General features: G+C 45.4%; 20 protein-coding genes. 5 read left to right on the top strand and 15 right to left on the bottom strand.

The features are described from left to right. The first annotated feature begins 49 nt into the window (after positions 1-49). From AS29_RS05840 to AS29_RS05830, 3 genes are read left to right on the top strand one after another with little or no spacing between them, the layout of a single operon-like run. Positions 50-835, top strand: a complete 786-nt coding sequence (locus AS29_RS05840; RefSeq protein ID WP_051860704.1) for a carbohydrate ABC transporter permease — start codon at positions 50-52, stop codon at positions 833-835. A 13-nt stretch (positions 836-848) separates the two neighbouring features. Then, on the top strand, positions 849-2,195 hold the full coding sequence (locus AS29_RS05835; RefSeq protein ID WP_035408515.1) for a GH1 family beta-glucosidase: 1,347 nt from the start codon (positions 849-851) through the stop codon (positions 2,193-2,195). A 34-nt stretch (positions 2,196-2,229) separates the two neighbouring features. Next, on the top strand, positions 2,230-4,797 hold the full coding sequence (locus AS29_RS05830) for a carbohydrate binding domain-containing protein (RefSeq protein WP_051860703.1): 2,568 nt from the start codon (positions 2,230-2,232) through the stop codon (positions 4,795-4,797). A 62-nt stretch (positions 4,798-4,859) separates the two neighbouring features. Here the strand turns inward: AS29_RS05830 and AS29_RS05825 are convergent, their stop codons facing one another. Then, a complete protein-coding gene (locus AS29_RS05825) occupies positions 4,860-5,525 on the bottom strand; it encodes a hypothetical protein (RefSeq protein ID WP_035408513.1) in 666 nt (221 codons plus the stop codon). 385 nt (positions 5,526-5,910) lie between these two features. On the opposite strand from AS29_RS05825, the gene AS29_RS05820 reads away from it, so the two are divergent. Further along, positions 5,911-6,186, top strand: coding sequence for a hypothetical protein (locus AS29_RS05820; protein ID WP_035408511.1), 276 nt, complete (start codon positions 5,911-5,913; stop codon positions 6,184-6,186). A 166-nt stretch (positions 6,187-6,352) separates the two neighbouring features. On the opposite strand, the gene dnaB is transcribed toward AS29_RS05820, so the two are convergent. The 11 genes from dnaB to AS29_RS05755 form a co-directional block, all read right to left on the bottom strand. Next, complete coding sequence (dnaB, locus tag AS29_RS05815; RefSeq protein ID WP_035408509.1) at positions 6,353-7,708, bottom strand: replicative DNA helicase; 1,356 nt, start codon at positions 7,706-7,708, stop codon at positions 6,353-6,355. Between the two features lie 184 nt (positions 7,709-7,892). Then, a complete protein-coding gene (gene rplI, locus AS29_RS05810) occupies positions 7,893-8,339 on the bottom strand; it encodes a 50S ribosomal protein L9 (protein ID WP_035408507.1) in 447 nt (148 codons plus the stop codon). Then, a complete protein-coding gene (locus AS29_RS05805; RefSeq protein WP_035408504.1) occupies positions 8,336-10,315 on the bottom strand; it encodes a DHH family phosphoesterase in 1,980 nt (659 codons plus the stop codon). The genes rplI and AS29_RS05805 overlap by 4 nt, the downstream gene beginning before the upstream one ends. A 43-nt stretch (positions 10,316-10,358) precedes the next feature. Beyond that, positions 10,359-11,294, bottom strand: a complete 936-nt coding sequence (locus AS29_RS05800) for a YybS family protein (protein ID WP_051860702.1) — start codon at positions 11,292-11,294, stop codon at positions 10,359-10,361. A gap of 508 nt (positions 11,295-11,802) precedes the next feature. Next, entirely contained in the window at positions 11,803-12,654 is an 852-nt protein-coding gene (locus AS29_RS05790; protein WP_051860701.1) for an SMI1/KNR4 family protein, read from the bottom strand. A gap of 289 nt (positions 12,655-12,943) precedes the next feature. After that, positions 12,944-13,183, bottom strand: coding sequence for a 30S ribosomal protein S18 (gene rpsR / locus AS29_RS05780; protein WP_035408497.1), 240 nt, complete (start codon positions 13,181-13,183; stop codon positions 12,944-12,946). A gap of 35 nt (positions 13,184-13,218) precedes the next feature. Further along, the gene (gene ssb / locus AS29_RS05775) at positions 13,219-13,737 is read right to left on the bottom strand and encodes a single-stranded DNA-binding protein (protein WP_035408495.1); all 519 of its coding nucleotides are present in this window, start codon (positions 13,735-13,737) and stop codon (positions 13,219-13,221) included. Between the two features lie 41 nt (positions 13,738-13,778). Continuing rightward, positions 13,779-14,066 (bottom strand): 30S ribosomal protein S6, encoded by a 288-nt coding sequence (rpsF, locus tag AS29_RS05770; protein WP_035408493.1) that lies wholly within the window; start codon positions 14,064-14,066, stop codon positions 13,779-13,781. A 538-nt stretch (positions 14,067-14,604) separates the two neighbouring features. After that, complete coding sequence (ychF, locus tag AS29_RS05765) at positions 14,605-15,705, bottom strand: redox-regulated ATPase YchF (protein WP_035408490.1); 1,101 nt, start codon at positions 15,703-15,705, stop codon at positions 14,605-14,607. Positions 15,706-15,837: 132 nt separating this feature from the next. After that, positions 15,838-16,044, bottom strand: coding sequence for a DUF951 domain-containing protein (locus AS29_RS05760; RefSeq protein ID WP_035408488.1), 207 nt, complete (start codon positions 16,042-16,044; stop codon positions 15,838-15,840). Then, a complete protein-coding gene (locus AS29_RS05755; protein ID WP_035408486.1) occupies positions 16,034-16,936 on the bottom strand; it encodes a mechanosensitive ion channel family protein in 903 nt (300 codons plus the stop codon). The genes AS29_RS05760 and AS29_RS05755 overlap by 11 nt, the downstream gene beginning before the upstream one ends. A 192-nt stretch (positions 16,937-17,128) precedes the next feature. Here AS29_RS05755 and yyaC point away from each other — a divergent pair, with 192 nt between their 5' ends. Beyond that, positions 17,129-17,776, top strand: a complete 648-nt coding sequence (gene yyaC / locus AS29_RS05750; protein ID WP_066098970.1) for a spore protease YyaC — start codon at positions 17,129-17,131, stop codon at positions 17,774-17,776. Here the strand turns inward: yyaC and AS29_RS05745 are convergent. The 3 genes from AS29_RS05745 to AS29_RS05735 are packed head-to-tail and all read right to left on the bottom strand — an operon-like array spanning position 17,739 to position 20,105. Continuing rightward, positions 17,739-18,443 (bottom strand): DUF554 domain-containing protein, encoded by a 705-nt coding sequence (locus AS29_RS05745; protein WP_035408484.1) that lies wholly within the window; start codon positions 18,441-18,443, stop codon positions 17,739-17,741. The two genes, yyaC and AS29_RS05745, sit on opposite strands and share 38 nt — an antisense overlap. Positions 18,444-18,502: 59 nt before the next feature. Further along, positions 18,503-19,351: a ParB/RepB/Spo0J family partition protein gene (locus AS29_RS05740; protein ID WP_035408482.1), complete on the bottom strand. Its 849-nt coding sequence runs from the start codon at positions 19,349-19,351 to the stop codon at positions 18,503-18,505. Further along, positions 19,344-20,105: a ParA family protein gene (locus AS29_RS05735; RefSeq protein WP_035408480.1), complete on the bottom strand. Its 762-nt coding sequence runs from the start codon at positions 20,103-20,105 to the stop codon at positions 19,344-19,346. The genes AS29_RS05740 and AS29_RS05735 overlap by 8 nt, the downstream gene beginning before the upstream one ends. Positions 20,106-20,159 lie beyond the last annotated feature (54 nt).

The following is a 20,159-nucleotide window of genomic DNA, read 5'->3' as shown; positions in this document are numbered from 1 at the left end:
GCCTAAAGGCGGAAAAGACCGGATCATCAAAGGGATTCTTTACATCGGCATGACTGTTTTGGCCATTGTCTGCTTTGTTCCCTTCCTGATGATGCTCGTTAATGCGACGCGATCCAATGAAGCGATATTAACAGGCTTTACGCTCGTGCCCGGCAATGCTCTTCTCGAGAACTATCAAACGATGATGGATTATGTGAATGTGTGGACGGGCTTTAAAAACAGTCTTTTCATCTCGGTTCTTGTAACGATCCTGACGGGGTATTTTTCAGCCCTGACTGCATACGGATTCGCTTTTTACACGTTTAAAGGGAAGAATTTTCTCTTCGTTTTCATGCTCGTCATGATGATGGTGCCCGGACAGCTTGGTTTAATTGGATTTTATGAATTGTCCAAGACATTAGGGATTCTTGATACGTATATTCCGCTCATTGTCCCGGCTGTTGCAAGCCCATTTGTTGTTTTCTTCTTGAGGCAATATATTTTGACGACCCTTCATCCGAGTTTAATAGAAGCAGCAAGAATTGACGGGGCCAGCGAGTTTAAGATTTTTCACATTGTGGCCATTCCCATCATGATGCCCGCTATTGCCACGATGTCGATTTTCACCTTTATTGGTTCCTGGAACAACTACATTATGCCTTTAGTGCTGATCTTCTCTCCGGAAAAGTACACACTGCCGGTCTTAATGGGATTTTTAAAAGGTTCTCAAGTGGCTCAAAATCTTGGATCCATGTATCTCGGCATTGCCATTTCCGTCGTGCCGATCATGATTGCGTTTCTTTTCTTATCTAAATACATCATCAACAGCATCTCAGCTGGAGCCATCAAAGAATAAGGAGTGAAGTGAAATGAATTTTTCTAAAGAGTTTATTTTCGGTACAGCAACGTCTTCCTATCAGATTGAAGGAGCATACAACGAAGGCGGAAGGACCCCTTCGATTTGGGATACATTCTGCGACACCCCGGGCAAGGTTTACCGGCAGCACAACGGAAATACGGCATGTGACCACTACCATCGTTTTGAGGAAGATATCCAAATCATTAAAAACCTGGGCGTCGATGCTTATCGCTTCTCCATTGCCTGGCCTCGTATTTTCCCTAAGAAAGGCGAGTACAACGCAGAAGGTATGGCCTTTTATAAAAATCTGGCGAAGCGGCTTCAGGAAGAAGGCATCAAGCCTGCGGTTACGCTTTATCACTGGGACCTGCCTATGTGGGCGCATGAAGAAGGCGGCTGGACAAACCGTGAATCGGTGAAATGGTTCCTCGATTACACAAGAGCTTGCTTTACGGAGCTTGATCATCTCGTTGATTCATGGATTACGCACAATGAGCCTTGGTGCGCAGGCTTTCTTGGATACCATCAGGGCGTTCATGCACCAGGCCATACGAACATGGAAGAAGCCGTTAAAGCCGTTCATCACATGCTGCTTTCACACGGAGAAGCTGTGAACATGCTGAAACAGGAGTTTTCATCCCTCACTCCAATCGGTATTACGCTGAACCTGTCCCCTGTTTATGCAGCTTCCGATTCAGCGAACGATTTGCTTGCTGCGAATAATGCAGATGGCTATTCTAACAGATGGTTCCTGGATCCGATTTTCAAAGGCAGCTATCCGGCAGATATGATGAATCTCTTTTCTAAATACGTTCACTCCTATGATTTTATTAAACAAGGAGACTTGGAAACCATTTCGGTTCCATGTGACTTTTTCGGAATTAACTACTACAGCCGGGCCATCGTCGAATTCAGCGCAGCCCAAGATTTTATGAGCAAAGGCGCTTATTCGGATTATGATAAAACCGGGATGGGCTGGGACATCGCTCCGGATGAATTTAAAGACCTGATTATCAGACTCCGTAAAGAATACACGGACCTCCCAATCTACATAACGGAGAATGGGGCCGCCTATGATGATGAGGTGGAGAATGGAAGGGTGCATGATTCCCTTCGCACCGATTATATTGAAAGGCACCTTCAAGCCGTCTCTGATTTGAATGAGATGGGCATGAATATTCAAGGCTATTACTTGTGGTCCCTGCTCGATAACTTTGAATGGAGCTTCGGCTATGCCAAACGTTTTGGCATGATTTATGTGGACTTTGATTCTCAGGAACGAATCTGGAAGGACAGTGCCTATCGGTATGCAGAAATCATTAAGCAGCGGACACCTTCCTTGCAGATCGGTTCTTAATTCGCCTTTTGGACAAAATCAAGGAGGTTAAGAGATGCGCAAATTAACTGGTATGATGATTTCCTGCATGCTGATCGCAGGGTTTACAGGCCCTGCACAGGCTGCAGGCAGCAAGGAGGCGATCCCGTTCCATCCCGTTGCCATTAAGGGGAAGGATCACGGGACAGCTAAACTGATTATCCCCGTTCCAACATCGCATCACGTTGCCGTAAAGGTATCAAATGAACCGTTCGGCAAAGTTAAAACCGGCGATTTGGCGCCGAAAGGACGAACGGTGACGAATCCATACCGCTCCGGTTCTGACCTGACAGGTGTTGATCCGAAAATCAACAAGTATGCCGGCGTTTATCTGTTGGATTCAGCGAATCGGGTCCTTGATTTTGAACAGATTGCCTTGAAGGAAAACCAGATCCAAAAGGAAAACTGGAATCTTGTATGGCAGGATGAATTTGACGGATCCGCGATCAATGAAAGCAAGTGGAATTTTATCCAGGGAGGCGGTGGCTACGGGAATAATGAGCTTCAAAATTATACGAACCGCTCAAAAAACGCCCGTTTGGAGAATGGTTCCCTTGTCATTGAAGCGCATAAAGAGGCTCTGGGCGGCAATGAGTATACGTCTGCCAAATTGACCACGCAAAACAAAGGCGACTGGACGTACGGCCGCTACGAAATTCGTGCAAAGCTCCCAAAAGGCCAAGGCATGTGGCCGGCAATCTGGATGATGCCGACAGACTATGATCTGTACTCAGGGTGGCCTGCCTCAGGAGAAATTGACATTATGGAATTGCTCGGACATGCTCCGAATGAAGTGCATGGCACGCTGCATTATGGACTGCCATGGAAAAACACAGGAGAAATGTATCGCCTTCCACAAGGCGCGATGGATTTCTCAGAAGCCTATCACACCTTCTCGATTGACTGGGAGCCCGGTGAGATCAGATGGTACGTGGATGGCGTTCTTTATGCAAAGCAAAATGACTGGTACAGTAAAAATGAAAATGCTGCTGCACCCTACACGTATCCCGCTCCCTTCGACCGTGACTTTTTCCTTCAGCTGAACGTAGCTGTTGGCGGAAACTGGCCTGGCTATCCGGACAGCACCACGGTCTTCCCAAGCCGGATGCTCGTCGATTATGTAAGAGTGTATGAATTGGACGGAAAGTATCGCGAGGCCGGGGAAAGACCGGTGGCTGAAGAGACAGCTGCGGATCTTCGTCCCCCGCTTGCTGACGGAAACTATGTGTATAACGGGGAGTTCGAGGCCGGCCTCAATGAGTGGAAATTCCAGCCGTTTGAGCCTTCCAGCCTGTTTGGAGGAGAAGGAACGGCAGAATCCGTGAACGGTGAAGCAAAAATCAGCATCACGAAACCAGGGAATGCCGTACATGCCATCCAATTTGTGCAGCCTAACCTTCCGATTGAAAAGGGAGAGCGCTATAAACTGACCTTTGATGCCCGGTCTACTGGCCCTCGTGCGGCTGGTATCAATATTTCGGGTCCCGAACGCAGCTATACGAGATATTTATCTGATCAAACTCTTTCCCTTACGGACAAGATGCAGTCCTTTAGCTATGAGTTTACGATGGAAAGCGAGACGGATCCTCATGCGCGTCTGGAATTTAATCTGGGCCAGGGATCGGATCTTCCAGTTTGGATTGACCATGTAAAGCTCGTAAAGCTTCCAAAGGATCCAAATGCACCGAAAAAAGTCCTGCCTAACGGAAACTACATTTACAACGGAACCTTTGACCAGGGGACGGCGCGCATGGAATTCTGGGACCTTGCCGCGGATAAAGGATCTAAAGCCGAGGCTTCAGTCGGTGAAGCCATTCCGGTACGCAAGCTTCATGTGGATATTAAGCGTACCGGAAGCTACGCTGATGCGATTCGCTTAAGTCAAAACAAGCTGAATCTTGAAGAGAACGCGGCCTATATCCTGACCTTTGACGCAAAAGCGGATGCAAAGCGGAATATCGGATTTCAGGTAACAAATGAGAACCGCTCAGCCTTTTATACGAAAACCGAACAAATCCCGCTTACAGCAGACATGAAATCCTACCGATTGCTGATTCAGCCTTCGGAAAGCGATCCGAACAGTGTGATCGAATTTCTTTTAGGCGGAAATCGTGCGGGCGTAACGATCGATAACATTGTGATGAAACGCCTTGTCAAACCGGCTGTACTTGATCCATTAGGTACCCGCATTGAAGCGGAAAACTATCAGGACATGTTTGGAGTTCAAAACGGTCCAACCAGCGTGGGCTGGATTGACGAAGGCGACTGGATGCAATATGCCGTTGACGTCAAGGAAGCTGGGGAATATACGGTTACATTTCTTGCAGCATCCGGTCGAGACGGCGGGAAATTCACTCTTCTCAGAAAAGTAGGAAACCAGTACACAGGCGATCTGCCTCAAGGCGAGATTAAACTGGAACAGGCAGATGCCAGAGCTGAGGCGAACATCCCGCAGACCGGCGGATGGGATACGTGGAAAACCTTCGAAACCAGCATCCGTCTGGAAAAAGGCATCCAAACCCTGCAGGTTTATGCACCGAATGCTAATTTGGATTTGATGGAGTTTAGGAAGGTTGGAGAATAAGGCGAAAAAGGCCGGCAAATTCAAAAAGCCCGGCCTTTTTCGTATCTTTTATTTGGATGTTTTTATTCATCCGTTAAACGATCGTTTATCTGTGTAATAACGGTTCCTTTTGGCAAATTTGAAATAAATCTATCAAGGGAGCTATCTTTATCCTCGTTTGAAAACAAATTAAATCCTGCCCCATCGTGGTAAATTGTAATAAAAGCCGTTTCCTCCTCCATTTTGAAGGTTGGGATTGAGCGTTTCTTTTTTCTTCCCCACTCCCTAACTTCCCCTAACTCAAACGTTAAATTGTCTGAAAAAGAAATGGAATAAAATTCGTTCTGAGATGGCAGCCAATAGGTTTCATTAAGTAACAGTGATAAAGCAGCGGGATCATGAATCATTGCAGTAAAGCATGGCGGGTGGTATAGATGCCTGCCTGAAAAATCATAATAGCTTTTTTTTTCATCAAGGTGTTTTAATATAAATTCAATATTATTCTGATTTAAAAAAGTAATGTATTCGTGTGCTTGTTCATCATAGACATTAAAAGTGACAAACAGAGGATACTTGTTTCGGTGAATTAAAAACTCCAGTAAGAAGTTTTTATTTTCCTCTATGTAATCCTCTCCGTCTGCACTAACAAAGTAGGCCGTTTCGAGTTCTCCATCAAGCCTCATATGGTGTCCCAAATCATCCAAAAACTTCGTTGAAATACTTTCTTCTGCAATCCATATTTGTGACATGATCTGCTCCTAGCTATTTACATAATTATTCTAATTTTAACATATAGAAGCGGGGTGCGGGGCGTGGGGTCTGTCCCGCTCTGCTTCACCGCATAAGGGGACAGAGACAGCCTCTTACAAACCGTTGCGCCTGCTGACTTTGTGAAGGGTGGTGCCAGAGCTTTAGTCTGCTAGCGAATGACGGGACTGGCACGGTGCCAGTCCCGTTTTGCTTAACCGCAGCCGGGGACAGAGGCTGTACTGGCTGGGACCTTGATAAATAAGGCTTAAACAGAGGCGGTGCCGGAGCTTTCGTTTGTTAGCAGAGTGCGGGTCAGGCACTTTGTGCTTACAACTAATCACAACTGGGTATTTATTCCACAAAGAAATGCTCAGGAGGGTGGATATGGAGTTCAAATACAAAGAAAATGGAGAAATGGGAGTATTCACTATCGCAGCCGGCGCAATACCGCTAGCCATTCCGTTTATGATTTTGTCGGCAATTGGCTGGGATTGGCATTCATTATCCAACTTCTCTTATTTTCTGTTCCTTTCTTTTCCGTTAATTGGCTTAGGAATCTATAGTCTAACAATGAAGAAACGAAACTATCTTGTCATTCGAAGAGATATGCTTTATCTGCGAAACGTCTTTCGTATGAAAAAATCAGCCTCCGCTATTTAGAAGGCTACCGCCGTATTGAAGATAGACTGATCCTGTTTTTATCGGATAATCGGGAAGTGATCATTTATTTAGGTAATTTAAAGATACGGGAAGCGGACATGGTAGAGGACCATTTGAAAAAAATGATCGCAATAAAAAAGACCACACCCCAAAAAGGGTGCAGCCTCTAAGCCCCTGGAGCGTCGTCAAACCTCCGCTCCAAGTTCACGAACTTGTTGTATTCTTTTACGAACGCCAGGGAGACGGTTCCCACGGGACCGTTACGCTGTTTGGCGATGATGATTTCGATGATGTTTTTGTTTTCGGATTCTTTGTCGTAGTAATCGTCACGGTATAAGAAGGCGACGATGTCGGCATCCTGCTCGATACTTCCGGATTCACGGATGTCGGACATCATCGGACGCTTGTCCTGGCGCTGCTCCACTCCACGGGAGAGCTGGGACAGGGCGATGACGGGCACCTTGAGCTCACGGGCCAGGGATTTGAGCGTTCTTGAGATTTCGGATACCTCCTGCTGGCGGTTATCCTTGCTTCGGCCGCTTCCCTGGATGAGCTGCAGGTAATCGATCAGGATCATGCCGAGGCCGGCCTCTTGCTTGAGACGGCGGCATTTCGAGCGGATCTCACTGACGCGGATCCCTGGGGTGTCATCGATATAGATTCCTGCGTTAGAAAGGCTTCCCATAGCCATGGTGAGCTTTCCCCAGTCCTCGCTTGTCAGGTTACCGGTTCTTAAGTTTTGGGCGTTGATGTTGCCTTCTGCACAGAGCATACGCATAACGAGCTGGTCGGCCCCCATCTCGAGGCTGAAAATCGCAACGTTCTCATCTGTCTTGGTCGCGACGTTCTGGGCAATGTTCAGGGCGAAGGCGGTTTTACCAACGGAAGGACGGGCGGCAACGATGATGAGGTCGTTTCGCTGAAAGCCTGCCGTCATCCGGTCGAGCTCAGAGAACCCGGTTGGTATTCCCGTGATGTCTCCTTTTCGGTTGTGAAGAAGTTCAATATTATCATAGGTTTGAACGAGGACATCCTTAATGCTCTGGAAGGAGCCTGCGTTTTTGCGCTGTGCTACTTCCATGATGCTTTTTTCAGCATCTGTCAGGAGATCGGCCACTTCGTCTTCGCGTGTATAGCCTTCCTGGGCAATCGTGCTTGCCGTCCGGATTAGTCTTCTTAAAATCGATTTTTCTTCTACAATTCTTGCATAATATTCTACGTTCGCCGCTGTTGGTACTGAGTTGGCAAGGTCTGATAAATAGGAGACCCCTCCAATTTCTTCAAGCAGATTTACATCTGCGAGATCAGAGGTAACGGTGACCAGATCTACAGGCTCGCCCTTGTCGGTAAGCTGGAGCATCGTGTTATAAATTTTCTGGTGCGCAGCCCGGTAAAAATCCTCAGGTATTAATACTTCTGAAGCCATCGTTAAGGCTTGCGGTTCAAGAAAAATGGCTCCTAGTACAGCTTGTTCAGCATCTATATTCTGCGGCGGAATTCGGTCATTGAATAGTTCATTCAAGTTCGAGCACCGTCCTTTAGGTTAAAATGGCACGTACTTGTTCTATTATATAAGAAAAAGGTGATAGAAGCTGTAACAGAATTTTTTCTGATCAGCTCTATCACCTCTCATGCTGCTTTCAATCCTCAGAAAACCCTGATTTTCCGCATTTTGTAAAACGCGGCAATGGGTTAACTTTCCATGCTTATTCTTCCGTTACATGAACCTTTAGAGTTGCTGTTACTTCGGTATGAAGCTTCACAGGTACGTTTGTGTATCCAAGACCTCGGATCGCATCCGGAAGGTCCAGTTTGCGCTTATCGATTTTGATGGAGTGGACCTTTTTCAGCTCATCGGCAATTTGCTTGCTTGTGATGGAACCGAATAGACGTCCGCCTTCTCCAGATTTCGCTTTCAGTTCAACGGTAAGCTCTTCAAGTGTTTTTTTCAGCTCTTCCGCCTGCTGAAGCTCTTGTTCTGCTTCTTTGCTCTCTTTATTCTTTTGGGCATTAAGTGCTGACATTGCTGCATTGTTTGCTTCTACAGCAAGACCTTGTTTAATCAGGAAATTGTGCGCGTAGCCGTCCGCTACGTTTTTTACCTCGCCTTTTTTTCCTTTGCCTTTAACATCTTTAAGAAAAACTACTTTCATGCCTTAATTCCTCCTTCAAAATAGTCGCCAATTGCTTGCTTTAATCTCTCTTCCGCTTCTGCAACCGTGATGTCATGAAGCTGGGTGGCCGCGTTCGTCAAGTGCCCGCCGCCGTCCAGTGCTTCCATAATCAGCTGAACATTCACATCCCCAAGCGACCTTGCACTGATTCCAACCGTATTTTCATTGCGCCTCGCCAGAACAAACGAAGCTGAAACTCCGCTCATTGAAAGGAGAGTATCCGCTGTTTGAGCAATGATAACCTGATCGAAATAATCCCCGTTTTCATCAGAGTCCATTGACAGCGCTACGCCATTCTCGAGCAGCTCGGTGTTCTGAATCAGCTTGGAGCGTTTCACGAAATGGTTGATGTCCTCTTTCATAAACTTTTGGACAAGAATCGTGTCCGCTCCTTTTGACCGGAGATAGGATGCTGCATCGAACGTTCTTGAGCCGGTTCTGAGCGTAAAGCTTTTTGTGTCCACTATTATACCAGCTAACAGGGCCGTTGCTTCAATCATTTTGAGCTTCAGGCGCTTCGGCTGGTATTCAAGCAGCTCCGTGACAAGCTCCGCTGTAGAGGACGCATACGGCTCCATATAAACAAGCAGAGGGTCTTTAATAAATTCCTCGCCCCGCCTGTGATGGTCAATCACGACTTTATCATGAACACGTCCAAGCAGCTTCTCATCGAGAACGAGGGAAGGCTTATGTGTATCCACGACAACGAGCACCGTTTCCTCTGTCACCATTTCAAGCGCTTCTTCCGGTTTAATAAAATGGGACCACAATTCGGTATGAAGCTTAAGCTCCTCTACAAGCCTTTGAACACTCGAATCTATTTCATTCTGATCGAGAACGATGTACGCTTGCTTGTCGTTTACTTCTGCAACTTTCAGAACGCCGATGGCTGCACCGATTGCATCCATATCCGGATATTTATGGCCCATGATCAGAACCTTGTCACTGGCCGTGACAATTTCCGTCATTGCGTGGGAAATAACACGGGCGCGGACCCGGGTTCTTTTTTCCATCGGATTCGTTTTGCCGCCGTAAAACTTCACTTTGCCGTTAGACTGCTTAATGGCAACCTGGTCTCCTCCGCGGCCTAAAGCAAGGTCCAGGCTCGATTGCGCCAGATCTCCAAGCTCCTGAAGGGAGTGATGTCCGGCACCGATTCCTACACTGAGCGTAAGCGAAATATTATAAACGGCTGTTCGCTCGCGCACTTCATCAAGGACAGAAAACTTGTTTTTTTCCAATTTTTCGAGGATATGCTCATTTAAAACAGCAAGAAACCTCTCAGAGGAGACACGCTTTAAAAACAGCCCCTGTTCATTCCCCCATTTATTCAAAAGGGATGTCACTTCACTGTTAATTGTGCTTTTCGTCTGATCGTCCATCCCTTGCGTTACTTCATCATAGTTATCAAGGAAAATAAGGGCTAAAACCGTCCGCTCATTTTTATATTGCTTTTCAATCTCTTTTTGCTCCGTTACATCAAAAAAATAAAGCAGGCGTTCTTCTCTTTTAATAATCACCTTGAACTTCCGGTCATGGAGAGAGAGCGTCTCTGAGTCAACCTCCTGTTTAATAAGAGGAATGAGCCCTTCCGCTACATCATAAAGCGTCCGTCCGACGAGCGTATCTTCATCGAAGCAGGAAGCAAGGAATGGATTCGTCCATTCTATATAGTACTGATCATTAAACAGCATGATCCCGATCGGCATCTCCATCAGCGCTTCTTCTCCGACCTTTTTCAGCCTGTAGGAGAGCGTGGATATGTACTCTTCCATATCCGACTTCATTTTGGCATCAGCCTGAATAAGGAGAATAATGGTAAAACCCATAAGAAGAAGGCCTGCGAAGGATAGGATCCAGTTATAGTAAAAAAGGATTGCTAGAGCGATCACTGTCACGCTATATAAAGCGTATATAGGGTAACGGAATAAGCGCTTTTCGTAAAAACTTGGCATCTGTTTCAGCTCCTCGCAACAGTGATACCGTTTTGTAAAACCATTAAGATTTTGGAGTAATTTTCTCCCTTAATCTGAATCCTATGTCAATTATACCTAAGAATTGAATTGGATAAAGCAAAATTGAGAGGAATAGGGAAATAATAACAACCGTGATGGGAATGCTTTTTGATATTCCCTTTACGTAAGCATAGTAAAACAGGAAAGAAAACCCTTGGATGACTAACAAAATCATCAGGATAAAGAATACATTGGACACAGCCATGCTCGCGTAGGATCCCTTCTCGAATCCAATATAGCTCAGCAGAACAACCGCCAAATAATACCATGCAATACTTTGCGGCAGCTTCCATTCCCTGAATGGCTTTAAAGGCTTTACTTCAAGTTTCAGTCTTTTAAGAATAGCAGATGCAATTGCATGAGTAATGATTGAGAAAAAGAAACTGCACATTACTGCAACTGTCGGCATCAATGTGAAAAACTGTTCCATTTGAGTCCGCAGAAGCCTCATCTGTTCTTCCTTCGGAGGCTGACCCATCGTTTTCATAAAGGATGTCGCCATATTCATGGATTCCGTCATAATAGACTTGAATTCGGTTAGAGGATTCACTTGAAAAAAAAGAACCGAAATCACATAGCCTCCAAGGATGGTAACGAGGAACGCAAAGGTCCCGCCAATAACAGCCGGAGCACTTCCTCTTTTCTTATAAAGTGTACCCATGATGATCCCTGTTAAAGCAGTCGGTGCTGCAGCAAGCAAGGCACTGATTGATCCCGTTATAAAAACGACCGGCAAAGACGCGGCAAACAAAAGAAGACTGCTCCTCGTGTCATGCCTTAATGCATATACAATGAAAGGAATAGGCAGGGCAAATGAAGTAATTATCCCCAGAAGCGGGACGGTGATGGTAATTAAGACGGCAACAGTAAAAAGAGCAAGCATAATCGCTCCCTCTGTCAGGGCTTTCGTGCGTTTCACAGGTTCACCTCATTCAGCTTAAATCACAAGGGGGAGAAAAATCCTCTCTATCCGTAAAAATAAAAAACTGCTCTTGTAAGCAGCCTTCACCTTGTTATGTACGATTCAATTATATCATTTTTTTGGGGTAAAGAGGAGTAGCGGCCACTTGCTGTCTTATGTATAAAAACTTCGTTGAACTTACCTGTGGATTTTACCTGCGATTAGTAACTCTTTTAGTACGGATGAAAGGTGCCTTTTTCATCTTTTTTGAGCTGGAAACTCAGTGGAAGCAACAATTTTTTAGGCCTTGTTTCTGAATAATTAGCTCTGTTAAACTTGGCTGTTGATTTCCGCTGCAGGCTTTCGCTTTCCGCGGGGCGGGCGGTGAGCCTCCTCCTGGCTGCGCCACTGCGGGGTCTCACCTGTCCCGCTGCTCCCGCAGGAGTCTCACGCCTTCCGCTCCAATCAACAGGTGTCAAAAATCTACACCATACTTTATCCGTAGACAAATAATTATTAGTACAATTTACTGAAGCAAACGTTCTTGCTCTAAAAGCAAATAATGCTGAATTTTTTCGCTTTTTCTCTTTATCATTGAATTGTCATCGAGTTCAGGCGGAAAATTAGTTAATCGATCAAAAAAATCTTTTGCTTGCGGATAATCTTTAAGGTCATGCTTCCTGCTTTTTATTATCAAAATTATGGTATTTAAATAACAATCTAATGTATAAGTATCTTCATATGAACGTGCTTCCATCATTCTCTTTGTTGAACTCTCAATTTGTGTTAAGAACCAATTTAAGTTCTCATCGTGCAGTCCAAAGTATCTGATACCTGCAGTCATTAGATATTTATTGGCGCCAATTAATAATGCTTCCTCCACTTCTTCTCTTACAAACTCTTCTTCAAAAAAATCAAACGGTTCATTCTGTTCTTCTAAAACAGTCAGTCTGTTTAAGAAATCCGTAAAATCCTCAGCAATTTGTATTTTTTCCTTTGTATCAATATCTAAATAAACCACAGGCGGATTATCCCCTATGTATCTGCGATAATCCAAGGCAATCCAATTATGGCTGTCTCCGTTCAGATAAACTAACTTATTGGATAGTCCCCATTCCTTGCGCGTATAAGAATCGATGAGAATTCCTTCTCCGCTTTTTTTGCCTATCCCATATAAATATTCAATTTCTATAAACCCATCTTCTAGTATTTCATTTACAAACTTTTTAAGCTTAAGTTCTCCGCCGTTTTGTACCCTCATTAATTCAATATAGGCAGCTGGCAGCTTCACCTTTAATTTTTTTTCTGCTGCTTCCATTATTTCGTTGGATAGTTCCTCTAAACGGTAGTTATCAAAATAATCTCCTGTAAAAATCATTTTGTCCTCCTGAGTGATACTTCAGTCCTGCTTTGAGAACTATGTATTTTTTGTAAAATTATAACATAATGTATCATCATCTTTGATCATTAAATAAGCTCTATTTAGTTTGGCTGCTGATTTCCGCTCCAGACGTCTAATCAACTCCATTCTAAAATGAGCCTTTGGAGTGATAACAATGAAAGTAGTACAACTAAATACCTCATGAACTTTTTGACTTTCATCCATCAGAGTTATCCCATTCTGAGCGAAAAAAAAAGACACCCACAATTGGGTGCCTTTTTAAACATTATTCGCCTGTAACGTATGGAAGCAATGCCATTTGGCGTGAGCGTTTGATAGCAACAGTCAATTTACGTTGGTATTTAGCGCTTGTACCAGTTACACGACGAGGAAGAATTTTACCGCGCTCGGAAACGAATTTTTTAAGCAAATCAACATCTTTGTAGTCGATGTGCGTGATTCCGTTAGAGGTAAAGAAACAAACTTTACGGCGCTTCGCGCGACCGCCTCTGCGTCCTCCTGCCATTTGTCATACACTCCTTTCGAATTGGATTTTAGTTTTTAGAATGGCAAATCATCGTCTGATATATCAATCGGTTGTCCATCATTGGCAAATGGATCATCATCAAAGCTTGTACGGCCTTGATTGTTGTTATTATTCCGCTGCTGATCTGAACCACCATATGATCTCTGGCCGCCCTGAGACTGGCCTCCATCATAAAAGTTATTGCTGTTTCCGCCACCGCCGCTGTTTCCAGATCCCTTAGGCTCTAAAAACTGCACACTGTCGGCCACAACTTCAGTAACATACACACGGCGTCCTGTTTGATCCTCATAGCTGCGAGACTGCAATCTGCCTTCAACGCCTGCTAAGTTGCCTTTTTTCAAGAAGTTTGCCACATTTTCGGCCTGACGTCTCCATACGACACAGTTAAGGAAGTCTGCTTCCTTTTCCCCCTGCTGGTTCGTAAACGTACGGTTTACTGCAAGAGTGAAGGTGGCAACAGCTGCCCCCGCTGGTGTATAACGAAGTTCAGGGTCTTTTGTAAGTCTTCCGACGAGAACGACACGATTGATCATGAAGACCATCCTTTATTTAGAAAATTTATGATCGGCTGCAATTATTCTTCTTCTTTAATCACGATGTGACGAATGATGTCTTCGCTGATCTTTGCAAGACGGTCAAATTCTTGAACCGCTTCTGCTTCAGATGCAACTTTAACGATCTGATAGTAACCATCGCGGAAATCGTTGATTTCATAAGCAAGGCGACGTTTGCCCCACTCTTTCGTTTCCTTTACTTCCGCACCATTGTCAGAAAGAATTCCGCTGAAACGCTCAACAAGAGCTTTCTTCGCATCTTCTTCGATGTTTGGACGTACGATGTACATAATTTCGTAGTTTGTCATTACTCTACACCTCCTCTTGGTCTAAACGGCTCTCAAGCATATGAGAGCAAGGAGCAATATTCAATTACTCACAAGTTAGAATTATACCAAATGGATTGGGATTTGGCAAGGCGCTTCCTTTAATTTGAGGGGAAGCGGAGCGGTTTTGGTGTAAATGGTTGCGGAGGGTGCGATATTTGATGATGGGGTGTGGGATTTCAGCTCTGCTGCTGAAGGCGCCTGACCCGCTGTGCTTCACCGCATCAGGGGACAGAGGCCTTAGTCTGTAAGCTCATATACCGCAGGGGTTTCCAGAGACGGTGCCGGAGCTTTAATCCGGTGAAATTTCAGGGGACTGGCACGGTGCCAGTCCCGTCTTGCTTCACCGCATAAGGGGACAGAGACCAAGGGCCTGTGAGCCTTTACACAGCAAGGCTTGAGAGAGGCGGTGCCGGAGCTTTAATCCGGTGAAATTTTTGGGGACTGACCCCGCCCTCTGCAAACCGCCCACCCAATCCCACAAAAAAAGAAGGCTCCCTCAAGAGCCTTCTCCTTCAAATTAAACGTTAAAACGGAAGTGAATAACGTCTCCGTCTTTCACAAGATATTCTTTTCCTTCAAGACGGACTTTTCCGGCTTCACGGGCTGCACCCATTGTTCCTGCCGCAAGAAGGTCTTCGTAGTGGACGGTTTCGGCACGGATGAATCCGCGTTCGAAATCCGTATGGATGACTCCGGCACATTGTGGAGCTTTCATGCCAAGACGGAATGTCCATGCACGTACTTCCTGAACGCCTGCAGTAAAGTAAGTCGCAAGACCAAGCAGCTGATAAGTTGCGCGGATCAGCTGATCCAGTCCGGATTCTTCAATGCCAAGCTCTTCTAGGAACATTTCTTTTTCTTCCGCATCAAGCTCTACAATTTCAGATTCGATTTTCGCACAAACCACGATCACTTCTGCGTTTTCGTTTGCTGCAAAATCTCTTACTTTTTGAACGTAAGGGTTTTTAGAGGAATCGGCTACTTCATCCTCTGCAACGTTTGCGACATAAAGAATCGGTTTGCTTGTGAGCAGGTGAAGCTGTTTGACATGCTTCATCTGTTCTTCCGTGAACTCAACCGAGCGGGCTGGCTTGCCGTTTTCGAATGCTTCTTTCAGCTTGGAAAGAATTTCGTGCTCTGCGACTGCATCTTTGTCCTTTTGCTTAGCAAGCTTTTCAACTCGGGCAGCACGCTTTTCAACAGACTCAAGGTCAGCGAGTACAAGCTCCAGGTTGATGGTTTCAATGTCGTCGATTGGATCGACTTTACCGGATACGTGCGTGATGTTTCCATCCTCGAAGCAGCGGACTACGTGAGTAATCGCGTCTACCTGGCGGATGTGGGAAAGAAATTTGTTTCCTAGTCCTTCACCCTTGCTCGCACCTTTTACGATTCCGGCAATATCGGTAAACTCAAAAGCCGTTGGAACGGTTTTCTTAGGCTGAACAAGCTCTGTCAATTGACAAAGACGCTCGTCCGGCACTTCAACGATGCCCACATTCGGGTCAATCGTACAGAAAGGATAGTTGGCAGACTCAGCGCCAGCCTGTGTAATTGCGTTAAAAAGAGTGGATTTCCCTACATTCGGAAGTCCGACAATACCTGCAGTTAAAGCCATGTTTCGTTCAGCTCCTCTATGATAAACAAAGTCCGATTTCCGTGCTTTGCTGTGTTAGGCCGTACTTTTGTAAACCAACCCCAATTATAGAAAGGAAATCAGGAAAACACAAGAAAAAACGGCCTTTTTCGGTTATTCTGCCGGCGGTTCTGCTTTTACCAGCGTCTTTTTCATTTTTCTTGCAAACTCTCTTCTTGGAATCATGACACTGTGCCCGCACCCTTCACACTTGATCCGGATGTCCATCCCGAGACGAATGATTTTCCAGCGGTTTGTTCCGCACGGATGGGGTTTTTTCATTTCGACGATGTCATTTAAATCAAATTCCTTATCCGCCACTTTGCTCACCCTTTCCAACGGATGGATCTTTAGCATCCCGGTTGTACATCACGATGCGAGGGAACGGGATATCGATTCCATGCTCGTCCATTACAAGCTTAATTTCCTTGCGGATCATTCTTGAGACGTAGAAATGCTGCATCGGTGCCGTTTCGCAAACGACCCTGAGCGTAATTTCAGATGGCCCGAAGTTATGAACGCCAAGCAGCTCCGGTACAGCCGCCATATCCTCATATTTAGCAGGGAGGACGCGCAGCAGATCCCGGATGACTTCTTCCACATGCTGAATGTCCGATTCGTATGCCACGTTAATGTCGACGACCGCCGTACTATTATGAATCGAGAAATTGGTCACTTCCACAATACTGCCGTTCGGCAAAATGTGCAGCTCACCCGTCCAACTTTTGATTTTCGTTGTCCTGAGTCCGATTTCCTCGACCGTTCCTTCAAAACCGCCGACGCGAATCACATCTCCGACGGAAAACTGGTCTTCAAAAATAATAAAGAATCCGGTGATGATGTCGCGTACAAGGTTCTGCGCACCAAACCCGACTGCCAGCCCCACAATTCCCGCTCCGGCAAGAAGAGCTTTGACATCCAGACTCATCGTTTCGAGAACCATTAAAAGAGCGGCAAAGTAAACCACATACGCTAAAACGTTGCTGAGCAGTTTAGCTAGCGTATTTTCGCGACGTTCTGAGATGCGAAGAGGTGATTTCCCTCTAAGCGAGAGGACTTTTTGTATCGTAATATTACCAACCCGAATAATCAGAGCAGCCACAATAATAATCATAATGATTTTCAGGATCCCGAATCCAATTCCAATCCAAAGGTCCTCGTTCAATAAGTATTCTTGTATTTTCGCATTTAGCTTTTCATTCAAAGGATTCACTCCTGTCTATCTCATCATCTCGTTTTAAAGGGTAAGATTCAACTAGCCTTTATTTTAGCAAGTTTTGCTGAAGTTTGACAGGGTGATGAGGAAAAAGTGACGGCGTGTCAAAGTTCCATCCCCCTAGTATAGATTCCGCCTGTAATCCGTATACTGATAGTACTTTGAGTACAAGGGAGCTGGGCAGCGGCTATGAATCTAAAATCGGGCTTGTTTTCATCTTTCAAGGATCCGGAACGCATTTATTATGAAGATCAGGATGCACAGGAGCTTCTGTCCTCCTGTATTCTGACGCTCCTTCCAAAGATGATCGGCAGGGAAATTGTTATTTTATGTATCGGAACAGACCGTTCGACTGGAGACAGCCTGGGGCCGATTGTGGGCACAAGACTTGCTGAGAAGGGGATGGAACGGTTTCATGTATTCGGAACTTTGAAGGATCCCGTTCATGCCGTGAATCTGGAGGAGTCGATTGCCTTTATTCAAGCATCTTACCGGAATCCTTATATTATTGCGATTGATGCCTGTCTCGGGAAACTGAAAAGCGTCGGTTCGTTTCAGGTAGGTCCGGGACCTGTTAAGCCCGGGGCTGGAGTGAATAAAGACCTTCCGGCTGTCGGGGACATGCATTTAACCGGAATCGTCAATGTGAGCGGATTTATGGAATTCTTCGTTTTGCAGAATACAAGGCTTCACTTGGTTGTGTCCATGGCAAATCTTATTGCCGACAGTTTGATTGATGCAGAGAAACGGCATGTGGTCCGTTCCTCTTGGATCAGGAGATCGCCACTCGCAAATTTAACTAAAAAAAGTAATGCTGAATCGTCACAAGCAGAATGATAACAGGGAGCGCCGGAAGCAGGTTTGCAACGCGGATTGCTTTGATTTGAAGCATATTCAGTCCGATGGCGAGAATCATGACGCCGCCTGCTGCGGTCATTTCTGATATGAGGGACGATAGAAGCTTTTCTTCAATGGACGACTGAATGACTCCCGCTAACAGTGCAATGGCCCCTTCATAAAGGAGTACAGGAATAGCAGATAAGAGAACGCCGATTCCAAGTGTGCTTGCAAGGACTGCACTTGTAAACCCGTCAATCATCGCCTTTGTCATCAGAACGCTGTGGTCTCCCCTTAATCCGCTGTCGAGCGCCCCTACGATCGCCATGGCCCCAATGACAAATATAAGAGTGGCTGTGACAAATCCTTCAGCAATGTTTCCGGATTTTGATTTTCCCATTCTTCTTTCAATCCATCTGCCGACAGCATGAAGCTTCTCCTCGAGATTGAGTACTTCTCCAATGACCGCACCTGCAATCAGGCTGACAATGACATAAAAGAAGTCCTCGCTTTTAAATGCCATCGTAATTCCCAAAATCGAAACAGACAAACCGATCGCAATCATGACCGTTTCCTTAATCCGGTCCGGGATTTTTGTTAAAAGCAGCCCAATGAGTGTACCTGCTGCGATGCCAAGGGCATTAATCAAACTGCCTAATAAAACCATAGTAAACGCTCCAATCAATGTTTTTGCACAGGAAAAAAAGAAACCCCCAGCCTTGACGGTTAGGAGGATTCTTCCATGGCCAGGAGTTCGAGAATTCGTTCTAAATCTCCTGAATCGGTAAATTCAATTTCAATCTTCCCTTTATTGTGCTGCTGTTTAATAGATACCTTCGTTCCGAAATAGGCTTGAAGGGAGGTTTCACGCTCCGCAAGAAAGAGGTCCCGTTTCAGCTGTTTTTTTGGATCCGGAGCTTTGCCTCCGCTTTCGTTCAGCTGCTGAACGAGAATTTCGGTTTGTCTGACGTTAAGCTGTTCTTTTATTATTTTTTCAGCCAATAATTGGTATTTTTCTTTTTTCTTCAATCCGAGAATGGTTCGCCCATGCCCCATGGAAAGCTTGCCTTCATTGATCATCGTCTGTATTGCTGCCGGAAGCGTCAGCAAACGGAGATGATTGGCAATATGCGGACGGCTTTTTCCTAAGCGCTTAGCCAACTCTTCCTGAGTTATATTCAGTTCATCCAAAAGGGACTGATAAGCCTGCGCTTCCTCAACAGGAGTTAAATCCTCACGCTGCAGATTTTCAAGCAATCCAAGCTCCATCATTTTCTTATCGTCCAATTCCCTTACGACTGCCGGGATTGTTTCAAGTCCGGCGAGCTTGGCCGCACGGAATCGTCTTTCACCCGCGACAATTTCATAGCCTTTAATGGATTTCCTGACAATAATCGGCTGCAGAATCCCGTAATGAAGAATTGAATTCTTTAATTCTTCAATCGCATCCTCCTGAAAGGTCTTGCGGGGCTGATAGGGGTTAGGGCGCAATTCTTTCATTTTCAATTCCTGTACCATTTCTTCTTTGCTCGCCTGTAAAAGCGCTTCCAAACCTTTCCCCAGTCCTTTAGGCATTCGCAGCCACCTCCTTGGCAAGATCCAGGTACACTTCCGCTCCTCTAGAGCGTGCATCATACAGAATAATCGGCTGTCCATGGCTTGGCGCCTCACTCAGCCTTACATTTCTTGGAATAACCGTACGGTACACTTTTTCCCTGAAATATTTTTTCACTTCTTCTATAACCTGAATTCCGAGGTTCGTCCTGGCATCGAGCATCGTCAGCAGGACACCTTCGATCATCAGGTTCGTATTTAAATGCTTTTGAACGAGCCGGACGGTATTCAGCAGCTGGCTCAGTCCTTCAAGGGCGTAATATTCACATTGCACCGGGATGATGACTGTATCCGCAGCTGTTAATGCATTAATGGTTAACAGACCAAGCGACGGGGGACAATCGATCAGGACATAATCATAGTTATGCTTTACCTTATCGAGTGCTCTTTTTAATCTTACTTCCCGGGAAATAGTCGGAACGAGTTCAATTTCCGCTCCTGCCAGCTGAATGGTTGCGGGTATTACGTGAAGGTTTTCTACGGCTGTTGGACAAATGGCGGCGGCTGCCTCTCTATCTTCAACGAGAATATCGTATATGCAATACTCGACATCTGCTTTTTCAATCCCTATTCCACTCGTTGCGTTGCCTTGAGGGTCTGTATCGACTAAAAGGACTTTTTTCCCTATATAGGCAAGGCATGCACCAAGATTTACGGAGGTCGTCGTTTTGCCGACTCCACCTTTTTGATTCGTTATGGCAATAATCTTTCCCACGAGGTTCACCTACTCCTGCATCTCTATAATCTTCTTCCTTTTCAAAGGCCGGAC

The organism is Bacillus sp. SJS (genome assembly GCF_000732485.2).
In the GTDB taxonomy this organism is placed as follows: Bacteria; Bacillota; Bacilli; order Bacillales; family Bacillaceae; genus Metabacillus_B; species Metabacillus_B sediminis.
Note: the sequence above shows the minus strand (reverse complement) of the source record. Positions and strands in the feature narration are given on the sequence as shown.